This window comes from Halomonas sp., from assembly GCF_052095695.1.
Taxonomy (GTDB): Bacteria; Pseudomonadota; Gammaproteobacteria; order Pseudomonadales; family Halomonadaceae; genus Vreelandella.
Window position 1 is genome coordinate 28,023 of the sequence record NZ_JBQDLQ010000011.1, and the last position, 19,222, is coordinate 47,244.

The window sequence follows — 19,222 nt, forward strand, 5'->3', positions numbered from 1 at the left end:
ATCTAACCGGCCGCCAAGCTCAGCTTTGGCGGCTAGTGATACCTCAGCACCCGGGTCCTGCCCGGGTGTTCTGTTTCTACTCAGAGTACTGCGAGGAAGCTACTGTCATGCTGGACGCCAATTTAAAATCCCAGTTGAAAACGTATCTGGAGAAAGTGACTCAGCCGTTCGAGATCGTTGCGTCCCTCGATGACGGTGCCAAGTCACAAGAATTGCTGGGCCTGCTGCAAGATATCAGCAGCCTAAGCGATAAGATTACTCTGCACAGCGACGGACAAGATGCCCGCACGCCGTCGTTTGCGATTAACCGCCCCGGCGAAGATACCGGCGTCGTTTTCGCAGGCATCCCGATGGGCCACGAATTTACCTCGCTGGTTCTCGCGCTACTGCAAGTAGGCGGCCATCCGCCTAAAACCTCTGACAAACTGCTGGATCAAATCAGGGCTCTTGACGGCGAAATGCTGTTTGAGACCTACTACTCACTTTCCTGCCAGAACTGCCCAGACGTTGTTCAGGCACTGAATCTAATGGCTATCTTTAATCCCAACGTTCATCACGTTGCGATTGACGGCGCGCTGTTTCAGGATGAAGTTGAGTCTCGTGAAATCATGTCGGTGCCGAGCGTATATTTGAACGGCAAGCCGTTTGATCAGGGCCGCATGACGCTTGAGCAGATTTTAGCCAAGGTCGACACCGGCGCGGTTGAACGCGATGCCAAAAAGCTCAGCGAAAAAGCGGCCTTTGACACACTCGTGATTGGCGGTGGCCCCGCGGGTGCGGCGGCAGCGATCTATTCAGCCCGTAAAGGCATTAACACCGGCATGGCCGCGGGACGCTTTGGCGGCCAGGTGGCCGATACCATGGGTATTGAAAACTTCATCTCCGTTTCGCATACCGAAGGCCCAAAGCTTGTCAGTGCACTTGAAGAGCACGTGAAAGATTATGAAGTCGATGTCATGAACCTGCAGCTCGCCACTAGCTTTAAAGCAGCAGAGGCTCAAGGCGGCCTGCATGAAGTGTCGTTTGATTCCGGCGCGACACTTAAGAGTAAAACGCTCGTGCTCGCGACCGGTGCTCGTTGGCGCGAAATGAACGTTCCCGGCGAGCAGCAGTACCGTAACAAAGGCGTTGCCTACTGCCCTCACTGCGATGGCCCACTGTTCAAGGGCAAACGCGTTGCCGTTATTGGCGGCGGCAACTCTGGCGTTGAAGCAGCTATCGACTTAGCGGGCATCGTCGGCCACGTGACGCTGATTGAGTTTATGGGCGAGATGCGTGCCGATGCAGTGCTACAGAAAAAGCTTAAGAGCCTGACCAACGTCGATATTATTCTTAATGCACAGAGCACTGAAGTCACTGGCGACGGCAGCCGGGTCAACGGTTTGATCTACAAAGATCGCACCAACGATGAAAGCAAATCCATCGCGTTGGAAGGTATTTTTGTACAAATTGGACTGGTGCCCAATACCGAATGGCTGAAAGACTCGCCGATTGAAATGACACCACGCGGGGAGATCATCGTCGATGCACACGGAATGACATCCGTACCCGGCGTTTTCGCCGCTGGCGATGTGACCACCGTGCCCTACAAGCAAATCATTATTGCCATGGGTGAAGGTGCTAAAGCATCGCTCGGCGCGTTTGACTATCTCATTCGCAATTAACGCTTGAGAAATCCAAAAAAAGCCCGCTGGGTTGAACTGTTGAGGGTCAGCTCAACGTCAGCGGGCTTTCTTATGATCATCAGCAGCACTTACAGCGTCGTTGGTATGTCACCTAACACCTCAGGAATGGTCATCTTGACATAGCGCCCTGGTGCCGGCTCGATGATGGAAAGTGCGCCATCGCCAGGTTGGCGCACAGGCACCATTTTCCCACTGTCGGCATAACCATTGTCAGTTATCCACGCCTGCCAATGAGGCCACCATGAGCCCTCATGCTCACTAGCGCCTTCCAGCCACGCTTGATGGTCTTCCGGCAATGCATCGTTGGTCCAGTATCCATACTTGTTCTTACTCGGCGGATTAACAATACCCGCAATGTGCCCCGAACCGCCGAGCACAAAGGTTGCCGGCCCCTTAGGCAGCAATGCCCCGTAGTAAGTGCTGTTCCATTTAGCGATATGGTCTTCTTTCGTGGATACAAAATAGCTGGGCGCTGAGATTTTGCGCAAATCAATCTTCACGCCATCTAATTCAATGCCGTTTGGCTCAACTAAGCGATTCTCCAAATACATATGGCGCAAGTACCATGCATGGGTACCTGCAGCCAAATTGGTGCCATCGGTATTCCAGTAAAGCAGGTCAAAAACGGCAGGCGTTTCACCCTTCAAATAGTTATTGATATAGAACGACCAAAACAAATCATTTTCACGCAGTAAATTAAAGGTGTAGGCCATTGAACGGCCATCCAAATAACCTTTCAGCTGTAACGTTTGCTCAATACCTTTAACCACACGCTCGTTGAGAAAGACGCCGATATCGCCAGGATCGCGGAAGTCTTGCAGCGTTGCCATATAGGTCACCGACTTTACTTTCCGCCCACGCCGAGTGCTCGTAAGGTAGGCCACCGTTGAAGCCGTTAGCGTGCCGCCAACACAATAGCTAAGTAGGTTCACCGACTTCTCACCACAGGCTTGCTCGATGGCATCCATTGCACTAATGGGCCCCATCTGCATATAGTCAGCCCACGTGATATCACGCTGCTCAGGGCCGGGATTACGCCAGGAAATCAAAAAGACCGTATGCCCTTGCCCTACTAGCCACTTGACCATGGAGTTATCGTCACGCAGATCAAGGATGTAATACTTATTGATCCACGGCGGCACCATCAGCAGCGGCGTTTTAAACGTTTTCTCTGTGGCTGGGGTGTACTGAATTAATTGGATCAATTCATTTTCATACACCACTGCACCGGGCGTCACCGCAATGTTGTGGCCCATACCAAAAGCGCCGCGGTCAGCCATGCGGACATTGATTCCCTCGGCGGAATTGGCCAAATCTTCACGTAAGCTCGCTAAACCATCAACCAAGTTCTGACCGCGCGTTTCCAGCGTTTTACGCATGACTTCGGGGTTAGTGGTCATAAAATTCGTCGGCGCCATCGCATTCACCAACTGGCGCGCGTAAAACATCAAATTTCGCTTATGAGTTTCATCCAAGCCGCTCAAGCTTTCAACCAGCTCTTCAACGGCCTGCGAAAACAGTAAATACTGCTGCATGATCGCCATGTAATAAGGCTCTTGGGTCCACGCACTGTCTTTAAAGCGACGATCATTTTTCGCTGGGCTTATCAGTGGTGAGACTTGTTCGCCGGCCATGCCTCGCATCGCCTGCTGACACAACAGCCACTGGTCTTGTAGTAAACGTGTTTGGGTTTCAAACAACAGAGCAGGATTTTGCATCAGCGACTGCGCCCCAGCCTCAAAGCTTTCACGCATATCGGCATAGATAGAGTCGGCAACATCGCTGGGTGCAATACGGGAAAGTAAATCCTGCATCAGCCCCTGATACTGGTCGCTAATATCGCTAAGCTGGACAGTCCAAGCATCGGCTTCCGCTTGAGAAAGTCCTTGAGAAAGTCCTTGAGAAAGTCCTTGAGAAAGCCCTTGAGAAAGCCCTTCAGAGAGTTTTTGAGATATAGCCTGAAACGGATTATGCCACGCTGACTGCATACTTACCCCCCCCTACGCCCGCTCTCGGGCGCACCAAACGCTGTCGATCGGCTTGGCCATGAATCAGGATCATAAAAGCATCGCGGCGCCCTAAGACGCCACGATGATCATCTCACTCAGCTTTTACGCGATGCCTGACTAGAGGCTTTGGCAGATTGCGTGCCTTTGGTCGCAGCCTTGGCTTGCTCCGACTTGTGCTGCCCGGCTTCGCTAAACATCTTTTCCATTTCAGATTTGAACTGCTGGCTCATCTCACTCATTGCCCGCGCATCTTCCTGCATCTGCTGGGACACTTCGTTCATCATTTCTGCTTGCTTAGTACTAAAATCGCGCAGCCCTTCGGCATCTTTGATTTCAGTAGCACTGCGCATACGCTCGGTGCCCATCTGGCTGTAGCGTTTCATTGCTTCCAACTGATACTGGGTCATCTTTTCCATATTGTTGAGCATCAGCGAATTGATTTTGCGCATAGGCTCAAACATTTGACGCGTTTGTGCGTTAAAGGCGTCCGTCGTATTGTCTTGCATAGTGTCTGCTCCTCTCGGTGGATCCTTGGCATGAGCCTTAGGCTACACATGTAAAACGCCTGGAGTGACTCATGGTGGCGTAGCATTGCTGCACTGTAAAAACGCACTATAAAACGAGTAGCCGCTGACATACGGGGTTGCAAACGACCCTAGAAAGTATCCTTACCTTCTATCCTTTCGCTCGAGAGCGCGAAGAAGCGGCTGTTTTAGCCTTCGCACCCTTCTCGCTTGAACTGCCTGAGCCCGGCGCTCCTGTCGACGGTGTGTCTTTACGCGATGCACCTGTGCTGGCCTCTTCATCCGCAGTAAAGGAATTATCAGACGCAGCAGCATTACCTGCTTGACGCAGCATATCCAGCATCATTTGCTGGTAGGTGCCAAAGTTCGCTAATCCTTGGGAAAGCCCCTTTGAGAGTCCTTCTGAAAGCCCTTGCTGCATCATCGGCTGTTGTAGGAAAGGCCGCATCAGGCTCATAGGGTCATAGCCTTCAACACCGGATTCCATTTGCCGCTGAATATTTTCTAGCAGATGCTTTTGGAATTCCTCTACATCAGGCAGCCCTAGTGATTGGCGAAACTCATCAGGGGTAAGATCAAACTCAACGTTAATCTTCATAGGCGGCTCCTGCCAAGCTTTACCGACACTCACTTTATCGATACTAATTTCACCGACACCAGGGTTTTGTCTGAGTGTAGCAGCGATAAGCCAACTTCACCGTGGCTTTAACGCTGCGTTAAACGCGGTGTATCAACGCTAACGTCACCATTCTGGCCTCGTTGGCGCAACCAGTGGTCCAGCAACGTTATGGCCATCATAGCTTCGGCAATAGGAGTCGCGCGAATACCCACGCAGGGGTCGTGTCGCCCTTTCGTGATCACTTCAACCGCTTGGCCATGCACATCAATAGAGCGGCCCGGCGTGGTAATGCTCGACGTCGGCTTTAGCGCCAAACGTGCAACAATTGGCTGGCCGCTGGAAATACCGCCGAGCACGCCGCCGGCATGGTTTGACAGAAATCCTTCGGGCGTCATCTCATCGCGATGTTCGCTGCCGCGTTGGGCAATGCATCCAAAGCCTGCGCCGATTTCAATGCCTTTTACGGCATTGATGCTCATCAAACCATGCGCAAGCTCAGCGTCTAGGCGGTCAAATACCGGTTCACCCAGCCCCACGGGAACCCCTTCAGCAATCACAGTAATTTCAGCACCTACCGAGTCTTGATCACGCCGCAGTTGATCCATATAGGCTTCAAGCTCAGCTACTCGCTCTGGGTCAGGGCAGAAAAACGCATTTTGCCCTACCGACTCCCACTGTTTGAAGTCAATTTTGATCGGCCCTAGCTGACTCATATAGCCACGAATCTGCACCCCTTGAGCCGCCAAATATTTCTTGGCGATGGCCCCGGCGGCTACCCGCATAGCGGTTTCTCGAGCGCTGGAGCGCCCGCCGCCCCGATAGTCTCGGTGGCCATATTTATGATGATAGGTGTAGTCCGCATGCGCGGGCCGGAACTGATCTTTAATTTTCGAATAATCGTTAGAGCGCTGATCGGTGTTTTCAATCAGTAAACCAATCGACGTGCCGGTCGTTTTACCTTCAAAAACGCCCGACAGAATGCGCACCTGATCCGGCTCTTTGCGCTGGGTCGTATGTCGCGAGCTTCCCGGCCGGCGGCGATCCAAGTCGTGCTGCAGGTCCGCCTCGCAAAGCGGAAGCCCTGGCGGGCAGCCATCAACGATTGCGCCAAGCGCGGTGCCGTGGCTTTCACCAAAGGTTGTGACACTGAATAATTTGCCAAACGTATTGCCAGACATGGCCGTTAATTCCTTACACGAAAGACGCCGCATGGGCGTCGAGTTCAGCGGCGCTCAGGACAAACACGCCCTGGCCGCCACGCTCGAATTCTAGCCACAAAAAAGGAACATTCGGAAATGCTGCTTTCACATGGCAATCTGAGTTACCGACCTCAACGATCAGCCAGCCCTCATCGGTCAAATGTTGCCGAGCTTCTCGCAGTATACGCCGCACAATATCCAAGCCGTCACTACCGGCACCCAGTGCCAACGACGGCTCATGGCGAAACTCAGCGGGCATCAACGCAAGATCACGCGCATCCACGTAGGGCGGATTAGAGACAATCAAATCAAAGCGCTGGCCTTCCAGGCTATTAAAGACATCCGACTCCAGCGCGCGCACGCGATTGCCCACATCGTGGCGGGTTATATTTTGCCGCGACACGGCTAAGGCATCTTGGCTAATATCCGCCAGCGCTACTTCGCAGGTGGGCAAATACAGCGCCGTGGCAATACCAATACACCCAGAGCCCGTGCATAGGTCTAACACCTTAGCGGGAGGCTCTTCTGGAAACCAAGCTGCAAAGCCATCTTCAATTAATTCGGCAATCGGTGAACGTGGAATCAGCACGCGCTCATCAACGTTAAACGGATGGCCGGCAAAAAAACTTTCACCCAGCAAATAGGGCAGCGGCCGACGCGTGGTAATGCGTTCGCGCGCTATGCCAATGATACGCAGGCGCTCAACGGGCAGCAGCCGCGCCTCTAATACTCCGGGGTCAACGCTCCACGGCAAATGCAAAGCGCCCAAACAGAGCGCGACAGCCTCATCCCAGGCGGAGTCGGTACCATGGCCATAATGCAAACCAGCCAGATAAAACTCACTGGATACCCAGCGCAGGTAGTCGCGCAGAGTGAAAAGTTCGCTCACCAGCGCCGACTCTGGCAGGGAAAGGGTTGAGTGAGAATGCTCAGCGTTGAGATGCGTGGTCACAGCGACTCCTGGGTTAACGATAATCTTGGATGCAGCCAGGCCGTGCCTGATAACGCTTTATCCACATGACGAATAAAAGATTGTACCTTTCACGCCGCCCGGTTCACAGCAACGCTCAGCCCGCTATACTGTGCTTCTTTATGCTGATGCACCGTTTTGACACCTATTTTTCACACCTGAGCTTGCCATGACGCGACGCCGCAACCTTCCCAATGATGATGATATCAGTGCCTTCCGTGAAGCGTTAACAGCGGCGGGCGTACGCCGTATCGCGAACAACCAGGCCGACCCTGGCAAACCTAAACAAGATAAAAAGGCACATGAGGCGCGCCGCCACGCGGCGGTACAAAGCGATGCGAAGCAGGTCAGCAGGCGCACGTCGGATGGTCGCGTGGAGGCCGTACGCCCGTCGGAATATCTGGAATTCAGCGTTGTTGACCTGCCGCTGCGTACCTTTAGCCAGCTAAAGCGCGGCCAAACCGCGTGGCAGTCGGGGTTGGATTTACATGGCTATACGCTAGAAGAGGCGCGTGCGGAGCTTGAGAGTTTTCTACGCGATTCAGCCCGCCAAGGCCTACGCTGCGTACTCGTGGTGCACGGCAAAGCATGGGGCGCGACGTCTGATTTCCCCGTACTCAAAAGCCACACCAATACATGGCTACGCGAATGGCCGGGGGTGCTGGCATTCTGCTCGGCGGCGCCTGTCGATGGTGGCACCGGCGCCGTGTATATCCTGCTACGTAAACGTAGCCTTTAGCCGTTACTCAGCGGCATCCGAGGCAATACTCGGCATTCGCCGCTCTAACGCCTGATCCGCCAAGTGACGACCTAAACGGATCAAGTCTCTACCGCGATGAAATTCATAGGTGCTACAGACGGTCTTGGGTATTTCAATAAGCACATCGGGTGGGTAGCCCGCCACTTTATATTTAGCCAGCGCCGCCTGGGTAATATCAAACGATTCCAAGATCATATCCAGCTTGCTCCACTCACGCTTACCGCGGGCTTCAGTGGTCTCATCAGGCTCTTCATCCCCGTTGGCGCCCAGCCCACCCCAAAGTTTACGCGTCGCCGCACGAATATCACCAATCCACTTACTCATACTTTGGTCACGCTCGCGTTCATTGTCACTACGGCTATCAGTGGCCTCTTCTTCTTTGGGAAGCAGTTCCTCTAACGTCACCGGCAGCGGGCTGTGCGCAGTGACGTTGACCGCCACGACAAAATCCGCTTGATGGGCAGCGACCACGGGCATAATGGGTAAAGGATTGAGCAGCCCGCCGTCGACCAAGACTTGCTCACCAAGATGAACAGGGGTAATAACACCCGGCACTGCGATAGAGGCGCGAATAGCGCGCAAAAGAGAACCCTTTTGAAACCACACCTCGCGTTGGCGCACTAAGTCAGTCGCTACGGTTGTCACTGGAATCGACAGATCTTCAATCAGAATATTGCCTACCAGCGCCTCTAGTTTACTCATCACTTTGCTGGCCCGCATCGCGCCCATAGGGCTCCACGTCACATCAACCAGCTTGAGTACATCAAAGTAATCCAGGTTACATACCCATTCGCGGTACTCCGGCAGCTTACCCGCGGCGTAAATACCGCCGATCAGCGCGCCCATTGAGCAACCGGACACGGCAATAATCTCAAAACCACGGGCTTCTAATGCCTCAATAACACCAATGTGCGCGTAGCCACGGGCACCGCCGCTACCCAGCACCAAGGCAACTTTGTTGCCACTGGCCAAGTGAGCCAATTCATTCATGCTAACGTCCTTCTTTAGCGATTATCGGTATTGTTCCAGTGACCACCAATCACTGTAGCGACTTGCGCCACTGCACAAGGCTCCAGGTGCAAATGATGGCCGCCAATGAGCACGTGGCGGTGTAAATCTTTGACCGCCTGCCGCGCTTGAGCGGCCCACTCACGTTCGCCCAGAATGCCGCTATCGCCTTCAATCAAGAGAACCGGAGCATTAATATCTGCCAGCAATGACAGCACTTGCTCCGGCGTAAAACGCACCAACGATGGCTTCAGTAGACGGCCGTCAGTACGCATTTGTACATGGCCATCGGCGGTTGACTGCGTATTGCGCTCCACAAGCGGCGCGGCCGTTATACTATCTAGCGGCGTCACACCGCCCGCCACGCGCGCAGCGACCGCGCTTTCTATATCCGCATAGCGTGGCGCCCGAGAAAGCGGCCGTCGATAAGCTGCCAGCCCTTTGCGCAGTTGGCTGGCGGTATCTTCCAGCGGCGTATTAAGTGCGCCTAATCCGTCAATCAAGGTTAAGCGCACTACCCGCTCAGGCAACGCCGCGGCCACCAGACATGCCACTGCCGCGCCCATTGAGTGGGCCAGCAGGCTGGCTTGCTCTAATCCAAGCGTGTCCATGATATCTAACACGTCGTGACAATAGTCCCACAATGCATAATCGGTGCCTTCAGGTACATGGGAAGAGTGCCCATGCCCTCGAAAATCCACTGCTACAATGCGAATATTTAGTGCCTCAACCAGCAGCGGTGCCAAGCGTGAAAAGCTGGCTGCATTATCTAGCCAGCCATGCAGAGCCAGCCACGTGGGAGCATCCGAGCGCCCCCAGCTCAGCGCGGCAAGGCGACTGTCGGCAAGCAAAAGTGGCTGCGGCGCAAAAACGCGGGAAGCCGTTAGATCAGAGTGGTACATAAGCTAAAAGTCCTGGGCCAATAACGCCGCGTGAAGACAGCCAAGATGACGACGCGGGCAACAAACGGTACCATGCCCGGCGTAATACTTTTGCTGCTTTTCTCTCCACGCTTATTTTGGTGTTGCCATGAAACCACGCCGCGATACTCGCGCCCGTAATCTTGTCTTTCTCATTGCTGTTATCAGCGCCACCGTAGTCGGCTTTTGGCTCGCACGCTGATACGCAGCGATACCGCTACGCCTCCCCGAGAAGCCCTAAACTGGCCGCCGGGGCTTGGCGACGCAAACCACGTGATAGCGCGTGGCCAATCACGCCAATCAGCACAGCCCCGCCGAGTGGCAATAATAGCCATAGCCCTAGGTGGAAGGTTGGCGTGAGATCTAGCCAATAAATATACAGTGCCGCCGTGGCAAACTCTGCCAATACCGCCCCCATCAAACCACTGGCAAAGCCTAGCAGCGCATACTCGGCTCCCTGTACGCGTGAAATCATCCGACTGCCTGCCCCAAAGACACGCAGCAAACCGCTTTCATGGGCGCGCACCGGAAGGCTTGCGGTTAACGCCGCATAAAGCACGCTAACCCCGGCCAAAAGCACCAGCGCCAGCACCAACTCCACGGCCCGCGTCACTTGGCTAAGCACGTCATGCACTTGGCCTAAGATGGCATCCACGTTGAGCAACGACACACCGGAAAAATCGGTAATCAGCTCTCTAATCAGGCCACTTTCCGCTTCAGGCAAATGAAAGGCTGTAATGTAGCTGTGGCCAAATTGCTCAAGCACGCCCGGCGGAAAGATAACGAAAAAATTCGGCTGAAAGCTGTCCCAGTGAAGGCTACGCAGGCTGGTAATTTGTGTCGCTATCTCGTCGCTACCGACTGAGAACGTGATCTCATCGCCAATGCCTAGGCCTAACCTTCCAGCCAGCCCATCCTCCATCGAAATAGGCACTGGGGTTGCTTGCGGCGTTGCCTCAACCGCACTCATCCATCCTTGGCTGACGTCGCTTGCTTGCGCTGTCGCAAACCATTCTCCGGCGACTAACTCGTTACCATCGGGCAGTTCTGCTTGCCATGTGAGGTTTAGCTCACGGCGTAGCGAACCATCGCCACGCGCATCCTGCGGTACGGCACCCTCTGGGGGCTGATTATTAATAGCGATAACGCGACCGCGCACCATTGGGTACAGGGTGCTTTGAGTTTCTACACGCTGTGAAACGACCGCTTTAAAAGGATCTCGCTCGGAGGGTTGAATGTTGATCGCGAAATAATTAGGGGTATTTTCAGGCAGCTGATCTTGCCAGGTGCTCAACAGATCACCGCGCACTAATACAATCATCGCCATCGCAAAGAACGTCACCGAAAATGCTAGCAGCTGACCCAGGCCTGCCTGGCGTCTGCGAGCCAACTGACGACCGCCTAATCGTAGCGCCTGCGACCACTCATTGCTTCCCGTTACTCGTTGCACACCGCGCAATAAAGCGCTGAGTAAAAAGGCGCTTATCAGCCACAGCAAACCGAGCAGCATCGCCCCGCCAATTAATAGCGCAATTGCTAGCCCCAGACTACCTGAGTAAAGCCATAGCAATCCGCCAAACACAATGCTCGCCCCCCCCACCACTAGCCATGCAGAAGGCGGCAACGGATCCAGCTCGCGGCGCAGCACTTTCAAAGCGCTAACTTGTTTAATACGCAGCAAGGTTGGCCCAGCAAACCCAACTAACACTGCAATCGCTGTGAAAACGCCCAGCCCTAGCGGCATTAGCCCCGGTGGCGGGAGCGTCATGGGCAGAAAGCTCACCAGCACCCGGAGTAAAACAGCTTGTCCAACAAGCCCAAGCAGCGCCCCAATCACCGCTGCGACCAGGGCTAGCCCGAGTAGTTGAAGAGTAAAAATTGATACTAACTGGCGCTGACTGGCGCCAAAGCAGCGCAACAGCGCGGCAGTGTCTAAGTGACGTTCGACGTAGCGCCGGGTCGACATCGCGACCGCCACGCCTGCCAGCAGTACGGCGGCTAGCCCAGCAAGTCCTAGATAGCTTTCAGCGCGCTGTAAAGCGTTCCCCAGTTGAGGCCGATCGACTCGCACATCGCGAACCTCGACGCCGTCGCGGCGGAGCTCCGCCAGCAGGTCTTGAACCCGTTCGAGTGCCGCTGGCGAGCCTGCCGCTAATATTTCAAACTCTATGCGCGAGCCAGGCTGGATTAGCCCGGTCGCTTCAACATCCGCGGTATTAATCATTAAGCGCGGGTTAAAGTTGCTGAATCCAGCGGACTGGTCTGCTTCACGCTCCACAATGCCCGTCACGGTAAGCTCGGTTTGGCCTACCTGTACTTGATCACCGAGCTGTATCTCGACTAACTGCATTAGCCGCGGGTCAGCCCATGCTTCGCCGGGCGCGGGGCCTGATGCAGCCTCCTCAGTGCCATTGCCAAAATCGACGTGTGATACGCCGTAATGAGGATAAACATCATCGACAGCTTTGAGACTCGCGGGCTGAAAGCGCTCGCCGCGGCTAATCATGGAAACGAGATCAACCTGGTCACTTAACGTAAAGCCGGCATTTTCCAGAGTGGCCCGCAGCTCTTCGGAAAAAGGATCGCGCTGCTCTAACACTAAGTCGCCGCCCAGCATTTGGCTTGCTTGACGCTCCAAGCCACGTTCTAAACGGTCCAAAAAGAAAGCGATCATCGTCGATGCCGCAACGGCCAGCACCAGAGCGATAAACAGAGCGCGCACGTCAGCAGCGCGAAGGTCTCGTTTTAGACTGCGCATCGCTAAGCGCCAATTCACATCGCTCATTGCGCCCCCTCACCTACCGAGACGGTTACTGGCACAAAAGGTTCTAACTTGCCTTGATCCAGGCGCAGACAGCGGTCGCAGCGACGAGCCAGAGCGTGATCATGGGTAACCAAAATGAGCGTCGTGCCTGCTTCACGGTTCAACGTAAAAAGCAGATCAATGATTTGAGCGCCGGTATCCGAGTCAAGATTGCCGGTTGGTTCATCGGCAAACACCAGCTCAGGGTCAGTGACGAAAGCGCGAGCCACCGCCACCCGCTGCTGCTCGCCACCAGACAGCTGCTTAGGGAGGTGATCGACGCGCTCGCCAAGCCCCACGCGCGCTAACCACTTAGTCGCGGTTTGTGTTTCTCCGGCACGGGGGGAAAGCTCTAATGGCAGCATGACGTTTTCCAGCGCACTCAACGTGGGTAATAACTGAAAATTTTGAAACACGAAACCCACTCGCCCCGCCCTTAGTGCCGCACGTCCATCCTCATCTAACCGGCTGAGCGCTTGACCGAAGAGCATAAGCTCACCATCACTGGGTGTATCCAGACCCGCCAACAGCCCCAACAACGTTGATTTACCCGCACCGCTTTTACCTAAAATCGCAACACTTTCACCCGCTTCTACGCTTAGCGACAGGTCGTGTAAAATAGTCAGCGAGCGCTCTCCGCTGGTGACTTTTTTCGAGAGCCTGTCGGCATGTAGAACGGGGTGTCCGGCAACGCCATGAGGAACGTTATGCGCCACGGGGGTGTCTGTAAGAGGGCGGCGGGCACCATTTGAGTGTTCATTCGTTAACGAGGCGTGTGCCGCTGAGTTTTCAGTTGGATCAGAGGAGTAAGGCATGAAGCATGGCATCCCTAAAGCTTGGTGTGGGCTGAACCGTATGGTAACCGTATGGGTACTAGTACTGGTAGCCACCTGGACCTCAACCTCAGTCAACGCAGAACCTGCCAGTGAAGACACGCGCCCCACCCTACTAGTAATGGGCGACAGCCTAAGCGCCGCTTACGGCATTGAGCGTGAAGAAGGCTGGGTGAGCTTACTGGCCGAGCGCCTAGACGATAAAGCACAGGTTATCAATGCCAGCATTAGCGGTGAAACAACGTCTGGGGGGCTACAAAGGTTCACTGACATTATCGGACAACGACAGCCCGATATTGTTCTACTTGAACTGGGCGGTAATGACGGCTTGCGCGGCTTGGCACCTAATCAAATGCAGGCAAACCTAGCCAACATGATTGAGCAGAGTCAAGAAGCCGGGGCGCAGGTGCTGCTGCTGGGCATTGATATTCCGCCGAACTATGGCCAAGGGTACCGCGATGCGTTTACGGGCGTATTTCACTCATTGGCGGAGGAGTACGACGTGGCGCTAGTGCCCTTCTTACTTGAAGACATCGCCTTGGATGCACAGCTGATGCAAAGCGACGGCATTCACCCTACTGCTGAAGCACAGCCGATTATTTTAGACAATGTATGGCCTGAGGTTGAGTCGCTTCTTGAAGAATTCTCAGTCGATGCCCATCTGTCCTAAATCCTAACGCATGTCCTCAGCCATATGCGCCAAAAGCAAAAGCGTCGCTGAAAAATAACCATCTTCTGCTTGGGGCGTCGCGCTGGGTAGTTTTTCGCCGCTCGCATAGGCCCTAATCGCACCCACGCCGCGTGAAATTGAGTATTCCGCACGCTCGTCACTCACTACATCAACCCATACCGAAAGGGACAGATTTATCCCGGCTCACGCAAGAAGAGCTGGATGCTATTGCGCGCTACCTAGACTACCCCCTCATTAGCCTGCTTCTGCAGGGTCTGCATCCCTAACCCCAAAAGTATTAACACCAGCCCCACCAAGGTTGATGGCAAAATAGGTTCTCCAACCACTAAAAAGAGCAGCATCAGCGATACCGGAGGTGAGAGAAAAATAAGGTTAGAAACCTTTGCAGTGCGCGATACCTTGTGAACGGCCATCTGCCATAAAATGAATGCTATGCCCATTTCAAACAGCCCGACGTAAACGCCTGCTCCTAATGCTCCCCAGCCGTGCCACTGAAAGCCAGGGCCCAGCAATAACAGGATGGTTAGCACCGGTAAACCCACCGTGAAATTTTGCCATTGGCCCACTAATGCCGAGCGCGAGTCGCGCGCATTAAGCAGCCAATAAAGCGCCCACAGCAATGTTGAAGCGAGTGCCAGAACAACCCCTAGCGGATCAGCAAAAGAGACATTGAGCACCGCGCCACGCGTCGCAATCACCCACACCCCGGCATACGCAATCAGGCCAGCGACGATATCCATGCGCGTTAAGCGTTGCCCCAGCAAGGGCACGGCTAAGAATGCCATCGCCAACGCCCAAGTGTAGTTTAGCGCCATCGCCTCCTGCCCGGGAAGTCGGTCATAAGCCGCAAAGAGCACCAAATAGTAAGCGACGGGGTTCATTAACCCCGCCCACGCGGCAGTCTTCCAACCGGTGCGCAGCGCCGTAGCAAGATTGCCCTGCTTTATAACCAGCGCCCCCATTAATGCCCAGGACACTAACACTGCGAGCCACATCAATTCTAATGGGCTCATCCAAGCAAGAGCCACTTTGAACGCCGTCGCTACGGTCGACCACAGCGCAACGGCTCCTAGCCCATACAGGATGGCTTGGCGATCCTGATTCATCGGTCGATATGTCCTAAATCACGCCCAGGCTCTAGCTGGTCACGCACACTTTGTTTGAGGCGCTTGATATCCGGAAAACCACCGTCGCGTTTGCGCTCCCATAGCAGCACATCTTCATACCAAATCTCAAAAGTGCCGCCATGAGATGGCATCAGCGCCACTTCATCTAAACCTTCCCCGAAGGTCGAAAGCAGTTCCTGTGCATACCAAGCACTGCGCAGCAGCCATTGGCACTGCGTGCAATAGCGAATTTGAACACGTGACATTTCTAATCTTCCCGTCAGATTAATAGGGTCTCTTTAAGCGCCATTCTGTCATGTCGAGTTAGCTTGAAACAGGAAGGGGATGAAAACATCCTCATCTACGTCAATAAGGCTTTGAGCGTTTGACGGGCTACAGCGCAGACGAAATTTTATATCGCGACTGTCGTTTTTTACAAAACGAAGACCGCGATCAAGATGCGCTTGCCGCCATTAGAAAAGCGCTAAAAGCAGGCCGGCCGTCTCGTGAAGTGCTACGCAACTATCGAAAAGACGGCACCATGTTTTGGAATGAACTTTCCATTACCCCCGTCTACGACGAAGCGGATAAGCTGATGTATTACATTGGTGTACAGAAGGATGTCACGGAACGTATCGAGGCACAGCTTGCCCTGGCAGAATTACAAAAGCAGTAAGAAGCCTGATAAAAATTAACTTTTTCACGCAAAAAAGCCAGCAAGGCTTGAACTTCAGCCCAACTGGCGTTATATAGCGGCAAGGCGCTTGAACTGCGCTAGGCGCTTCACTTTGTAGACTAACCGAGTTTACCTGTGAAGCCGTTGTGATGCCGGTACGCCGGCTGGGTTGGAGGGCATATCATGAGCCGTGACCCCTTAAGTCGTGAAACCTTTACTACCGATAGCGTCGACTCAGATGAGTTCGAAAGCTTAGATGCTGTTAATGATGACCATTACAGCAAAAGCAAACCAAGTAAGGCCGACAGTTTGCGCTCTCGACGCCAAGTTGAAGCTTGGTTAGAAGAACGCCGATTGCAGCGCGTCATTGAAGATGACTGGGATGAAGAAGAGTAGCCATTTGCTTCTCCCGTTTGCCAGCACTGCCATCAACCAGCTTAGCCTTCTCGCTCGATGGGTAGGCTTAGCTAGCAGTACACTTCTCACAGCCTAGCCTTTCCCGGCGCAGACCTCTATCATCAGTGCATAGCTAGCCGCATGCGGCTATTGCTTTTTCTTTCATCAACCTAACGGATCTCCATGGCGCAATACGTTTTCACCATGAATAGGGTTGGCAAAGTAGTGCCGCCCAAAAAGCAAATTCTTAAGAATATTTCGTTATCGTTTTTCCCAGGTGCCAAAATTGGCGTGCTGGGCCTCAACGGTTCGGGTAAATCCACACTGCTGCGTATTATGGCCGGTGTCGATAAAGAGTTTGAAGGTGAAGCTCGTCCGATGCCCGGCATCAATGTTGGCTACCTCCCTCAGGAGCCGCAGTTAGATGACGAGAAAAACGTTCGTGACACCGTTGAGGAAGCGCTCGGTGCCATCAAAGAGGCGCAGGAAAAGCTCGATGCGGTTTACTCTGCCTACGCAGAGCCAGACGCAGACTTTGATGCGCTCGCTAGCGAACAGGCACGTCTTGAGAATATTATTGAAGCGGCCGATGCGCACAACTTAGAACGTAAGCTTGAAGTTGCCGCTGAAGCCCTTCGTCTGCCCCCTTGGGATGCCAAGGTAGGTAATCTATCGGGCGGTGAACGTCGCCGCGTAGCGCTATGCCGCCTACTGCTTTCCAGTCCCGACATGCTGCTGCTCGACGAGCCCACCAACCACCTTGACGCTGAATCCGTGGCTTGGCTTGAACGCTTCCTGCATGACTATAACGGCACCGTGGTCGCGATTACTCACGACCGCTACTTCCTGGATAATGTTGCAGGCTGGATACTCGAACTTGATCGTGGGCAAGGTATCCCGTTCGAGGGTAACTACTCGCAGTGGTTAGAGCAGAAAGATGAGCGCCTGGGCCAAGAAGCTAAGCAAGAGGCTTCGCGCCAGAAAGCCATTAAGCAAGAGCTTGAATGGGTGCGCAGCAACGCCAAAGGCCGCCAAGCTAAAAGCAAAGCACGCCTTAACCGCTTCGAAGAAATGCAGTCCGGCGACTTCCAAAAGCGTAATGAAACTAACGAAATTTATATTCCGCCGGGGCCGCGCCTGGGCGATAACGTTATTGAGTTTCGCAATGTCGCCAAGCGCTTTGAGGACAAGTTACTTTATCAAGACCTCTCCTTCACCATTCCTCATGGTGCGATTGTAGGTATTGTCGGTGGTAACGGTGCGGGCAAGTCGACCTTATTTAAACTGATAACGGGTAAAGAACAGCCTGATGTAGGTGACGTAGTGATTGGCGAGACGGTCGATATTGCTTACGTTGAGCAGCTACGCGATGCACTTGATGACAAACAGACCGTGTGGGAAGCCGTTTCTGGTGGCCAGGACATCCTCAACATCAACGGCTATGAAGTGTCATCACGCGCGTACGTTGGTCGTTTTAACTTTAAAGGCAACGACCAGCAGAAGCGCTTAGCAGAACTGTCTGGCGGTGAACGTGGCCGCCTGCAGCTCGCACAAACGTTGCAACAAGGGGCAAACGTTTTGCTGCTTGATGAGCCCTCTAACGACCTGGATATCGAAACGCTGCGGGCATTGGAAGAAGCACTGTTAGCATTCCCAGGCTGTGCCATGGTGATTTCACACGATCGTTGGTTCCTTGATCGTATCGCCACCCACGTGATGGCATTTGAGGGTGATTCTGAGGTCGTCTTATTCGAAGGCAACTATGCAGAATATGAAGCAGACCATAGAAAGCGTGTGGGCAATGACACACCGAAACGCATGAAATATAAGCGTATCGATGCTTAATTAAAAAGAATATGTTGTCACTAAAAAGGCTCCGCTTTGCGGAGCCTTTTTATTTCCAAAGAATGTCACCTGTAGGCATCAGGAGCTTTGCAACCCTGCATTTTAAGAGTGATGGACACCCTTAGTCACCATTTTAGCGCCCAAATGCATTAGCCACCTAATTGGCCCTGGAAAGCGTAACCCTCCTGCCTCTAAAGCGATATGCGATTGATGCGCTGCATCAATCGCCATTTGGCGCAGTATAGCGCGCGAACAGGCATCACTTTCGGGCAACGATTGCTGATGTAGGTCAAGAGACTTACCTGCCTGCTCTTCAGCCGCGGCCAAAAAGCCCAGGCTCACGCGGTCACTTACCGCACCCGTCGCCGCACCTACTCCAAACCCGGTGATATAAAAAAGCGGATTTAAATAGCTGGCTCGGCTGTGTAACTGCTCAAGGCGCTCGTCACACCAAGCGAGATGATCGATTTTCTCGAGCGTCGACTGCTCCATTTGCTTGCGTGCATGGGGCAGCTGTGCAGTGATCCCCTGCCCTTGATACAGTCCTTGCAAACACACCTCACCGGTGTGATGAATTCGCATTAAGCCAGCGACATGACGGCGCTCGTGATCGTCCAGTCTTTCTCCGGTGACATCCTTGGCGGGGCTGACACGCTGCGGAGATGTCGCATGAGGGGCAAGAGTACGCAAAACGGTATCAAACTGGTGAATCAGTCTGTCGGCTCCACTCTGTTGACGATCCATAGGAACACTCCGTTGCCTTGCTAAGCTTAAAGACTAAAGCGTACTTAATTACCAAATCGTACTTATCTTGCTCACACGTCATTACTAACCGGGGGGCCAAGTGAAGATCCGCCCGCCCATTAGATGCATGTGAATATGATAGACCGTCTGCCCACCCATTTCGTTGCAGTTCATCACCACACGGTACCCATCTTCATCAAAACCCTGCTCACGGGCGAGCTTAGCGGCGGTGAGCTGAAGGCGGCCAACGGTTGCTAGATCGGCTTCTTCAATATCATTCAGCGTCGAGATATGCTTTTTAGGGATAATTAGCTGATGGGTGGGTGCCTGAGGGCCAATGTCGTTAAAAGCCAGAACATGCTCATCTTCGTAAACAATATCGGCCGGGATTTCACGATTGATGATTTTACAAAAGAGGCATTCCATAGATTACT

19 protein-coding genes and 1 pseudogene are annotated in these 19,222 nt (G+C 53.7%); 6 read left to right on the top strand and 14 right to left on the bottom strand.

Annotation, left to right across the window (positions count from 1 at the left end):
• The first annotated feature begins 107 nt into the window (after positions 1-107).
• Positions 108-1,664 carry an alkyl hydroperoxide reductase subunit F gene (ahpF, locus tag ACTH5D_RS03655; protein ID WP_441668489.1) on the top strand — a complete coding sequence of 519 codons (1,557 nt, stop codon included), beginning with the start codon at positions 108-110 and terminating at the stop codon, positions 1,662-1,664.
• 89 nt (positions 1,665-1,753) lie between these two features.
• Here ahpF and phaC read toward each other — a convergent pair whose 3' ends face one another.
• The 5 genes from phaC to prmB form a co-directional block, all read right to left on the bottom strand.
• Positions 1,754-3,673, bottom strand: coding sequence for a class I poly(R)-hydroxyalkanoic acid synthase (phaC, locus tag ACTH5D_RS03660; protein ID WP_441668491.1), 1,920 nt, complete (start codon positions 3,671-3,673; stop codon positions 1,754-1,756).
• A gap of 116 nt (positions 3,674-3,789) precedes the next feature.
• Positions 3,790-4,200: a phasin family protein gene (locus ACTH5D_RS03665; RefSeq protein ID WP_441668493.1), complete on the bottom strand. Its 411-nt coding sequence runs from the start codon at positions 4,198-4,200 to the stop codon at positions 3,790-3,792.
• A gap of 169 nt (positions 4,201-4,369) precedes the next feature.
• A complete protein-coding gene (locus ACTH5D_RS03670; RefSeq protein WP_441668495.1) occupies positions 4,370-4,816 on the bottom strand; it encodes a hypothetical protein in 447 nt (148 codons plus the stop codon).
• 107 nt (positions 4,817-4,923) lie between these two features.
• Complete coding sequence (gene aroC, locus ACTH5D_RS03675; RefSeq protein ID WP_235039819.1) at positions 4,924-6,015, bottom strand: chorismate synthase; 1,092 nt, start codon at positions 6,013-6,015, stop codon at positions 4,924-4,926.
• Positions 6,016-6,028: 13 nt separating this feature from the next.
• Positions 6,029-6,988 (bottom strand): 50S ribosomal protein L3 N(5)-glutamine methyltransferase, encoded by a 960-nt coding sequence (prmB, locus tag ACTH5D_RS03680; RefSeq protein ID WP_441668497.1) that lies wholly within the window; start codon positions 6,986-6,988, stop codon positions 6,029-6,031.
• A gap of 187 nt (positions 6,989-7,175) precedes the next feature.
• Here prmB and ACTH5D_RS03685 point away from each other — a divergent pair, with 187 nt between their 5' ends.
• Positions 7,176-7,745 carry a Smr/MutS family protein gene (locus ACTH5D_RS03685; protein WP_441668499.1) on the top strand — a complete coding sequence of 190 codons (570 nt, stop codon included), beginning with the start codon at positions 7,176-7,178 and terminating at the stop codon, positions 7,743-7,745.
• Between the two features lie 3 nt (positions 7,746-7,748).
• On the opposite strand, the gene ACTH5D_RS03690 is transcribed toward ACTH5D_RS03685, so the two are convergent.
• The 4 genes from ACTH5D_RS03690 to ACTH5D_RS03705 form a co-directional block, all read right to left on the bottom strand.
• Positions 7,749-8,756 carry a patatin-like phospholipase family protein gene (locus tag ACTH5D_RS03690; protein WP_441668501.1) on the bottom strand — a complete coding sequence of 336 codons (1,008 nt, stop codon included), beginning with the start codon at positions 8,754-8,756 and terminating at the stop codon, positions 7,749-7,751.
• Positions 8,757-8,770: 14 nt separating this feature from the next.
• Positions 8,771-9,676 (bottom strand): alpha/beta fold hydrolase, encoded by a 906-nt coding sequence (locus ACTH5D_RS03695; RefSeq protein ID WP_441668503.1) that lies wholly within the window; start codon positions 9,674-9,676, stop codon positions 8,771-8,773.
• Between the two features lie 235 nt (positions 9,677-9,911).
• On the bottom strand, positions 9,912-12,479 hold the full coding sequence (locus tag ACTH5D_RS03700) for an ABC transporter permease (protein ID WP_441668505.1): 2,568 nt from the start codon (positions 12,477-12,479) through the stop codon (positions 9,912-9,914).
• Positions 12,476-13,312 (bottom strand): ABC transporter ATP-binding protein, encoded by an 837-nt coding sequence (locus ACTH5D_RS03705; protein ID WP_441668507.1) that lies wholly within the window; start codon positions 13,310-13,312, stop codon positions 12,476-12,478. The genes ACTH5D_RS03700 and ACTH5D_RS03705 overlap by 4 nt, the downstream gene beginning before the upstream one ends.
• Between ACTH5D_RS03705 and ACTH5D_RS03710 the strand changes: the two genes are divergently transcribed.
• The gene (locus ACTH5D_RS03710) at positions 13,311-14,000 is read left to right on the top strand and encodes an arylesterase (RefSeq protein ID WP_441668509.1); all 690 of its coding nucleotides are present in this window, start codon (positions 13,311-13,313) and stop codon (positions 13,998-14,000) included. The genes ACTH5D_RS03705 and ACTH5D_RS03710 overlap by 2 nt on opposite strands.
• A gap of 3 nt (positions 14,001-14,003) precedes the next feature.
• Here the strand turns inward: ACTH5D_RS03710 and ACTH5D_RS03715 are convergent, their stop codons facing one another.
• The 3 genes from ACTH5D_RS03715 to ACTH5D_RS03725 all read right to left on the bottom strand — a co-directional run bounded on the left by ACTH5D_RS03715 (position 14,004) and on the right by ACTH5D_RS03725 (position 15,393).
• Entirely contained in the window at positions 14,004-14,165 is a 162-nt protein-coding gene (locus ACTH5D_RS03715) for a hypothetical protein (protein ID WP_441668511.1), read from the bottom strand.
• A gap of 74 nt (positions 14,166-14,239) precedes the next feature.
• Positions 14,240-15,127: a DMT family transporter gene (locus ACTH5D_RS03720; protein ID WP_441668513.1), complete on the bottom strand. Its 888-nt coding sequence runs from the start codon at positions 15,125-15,127 to the stop codon at positions 14,240-14,242.
• Positions 15,124-15,393 (bottom strand): SelT/SelW/SelH family protein, encoded by a 270-nt coding sequence (locus ACTH5D_RS03725; RefSeq protein ID WP_096279016.1) that lies wholly within the window; start codon positions 15,391-15,393, stop codon positions 15,124-15,126. The genes ACTH5D_RS03720 and ACTH5D_RS03725 overlap by 4 nt, the downstream gene beginning before the upstream one ends.
• A gap of 18 nt (positions 15,394-15,411) precedes the next feature.
• Between ACTH5D_RS03725 and ACTH5D_RS03730 the strand changes: the two are divergent.
• The 3 genes and pseudogenes from ACTH5D_RS03730 (at position 15,412) to ettA (ending at position 18,044) form a co-directional block, all read left to right on the top strand.
• A pseudogene (locus tag ACTH5D_RS03730) lies at positions 15,412-15,803 on the top strand (PAS domain-containing protein).
• A gap of 183 nt (positions 15,804-15,986) precedes the next feature.
• On the top strand, positions 15,987-16,199 hold the full coding sequence (locus ACTH5D_RS03735; protein WP_096279012.1) for a PA3496 family putative envelope integrity protein: 213 nt from the start codon (positions 15,987-15,989) through the stop codon (positions 16,197-16,199).
• Positions 16,200-16,382: 183 nt separating this feature from the next.
• A complete protein-coding gene (gene ettA, locus ACTH5D_RS03740) occupies positions 16,383-18,044 on the top strand; it encodes an energy-dependent translational throttle protein EttA (RefSeq protein WP_441668515.1) in 1,662 nt (553 codons plus the stop codon).
• A gap of 102 nt (positions 18,045-18,146) precedes the next feature.
• On the opposite strand, the gene coq7 is transcribed toward ettA, so the two are convergent.
• Both coq7 and ACTH5D_RS03750 read right to left on the bottom strand, forming a co-directional pair.
• The gene (coq7, locus tag ACTH5D_RS03745) at positions 18,147-18,788 is read right to left on the bottom strand and encodes a 2-polyprenyl-3-methyl-6-methoxy-1,4-benzoquinone monooxygenase (protein ID WP_441668517.1); all 642 of its coding nucleotides are present in this window, start codon (positions 18,786-18,788) and stop codon (positions 18,147-18,149) included.
• A gap of 84 nt (positions 18,789-18,872) precedes the next feature.
• Positions 18,873-19,214 (bottom strand): histidine triad nucleotide-binding protein, encoded by a 342-nt coding sequence (locus tag ACTH5D_RS03750; RefSeq protein WP_096279006.1) that lies wholly within the window; start codon positions 19,212-19,214, stop codon positions 18,873-18,875.
• Positions 19,215-19,222: the final 8 nt, after the last annotated feature.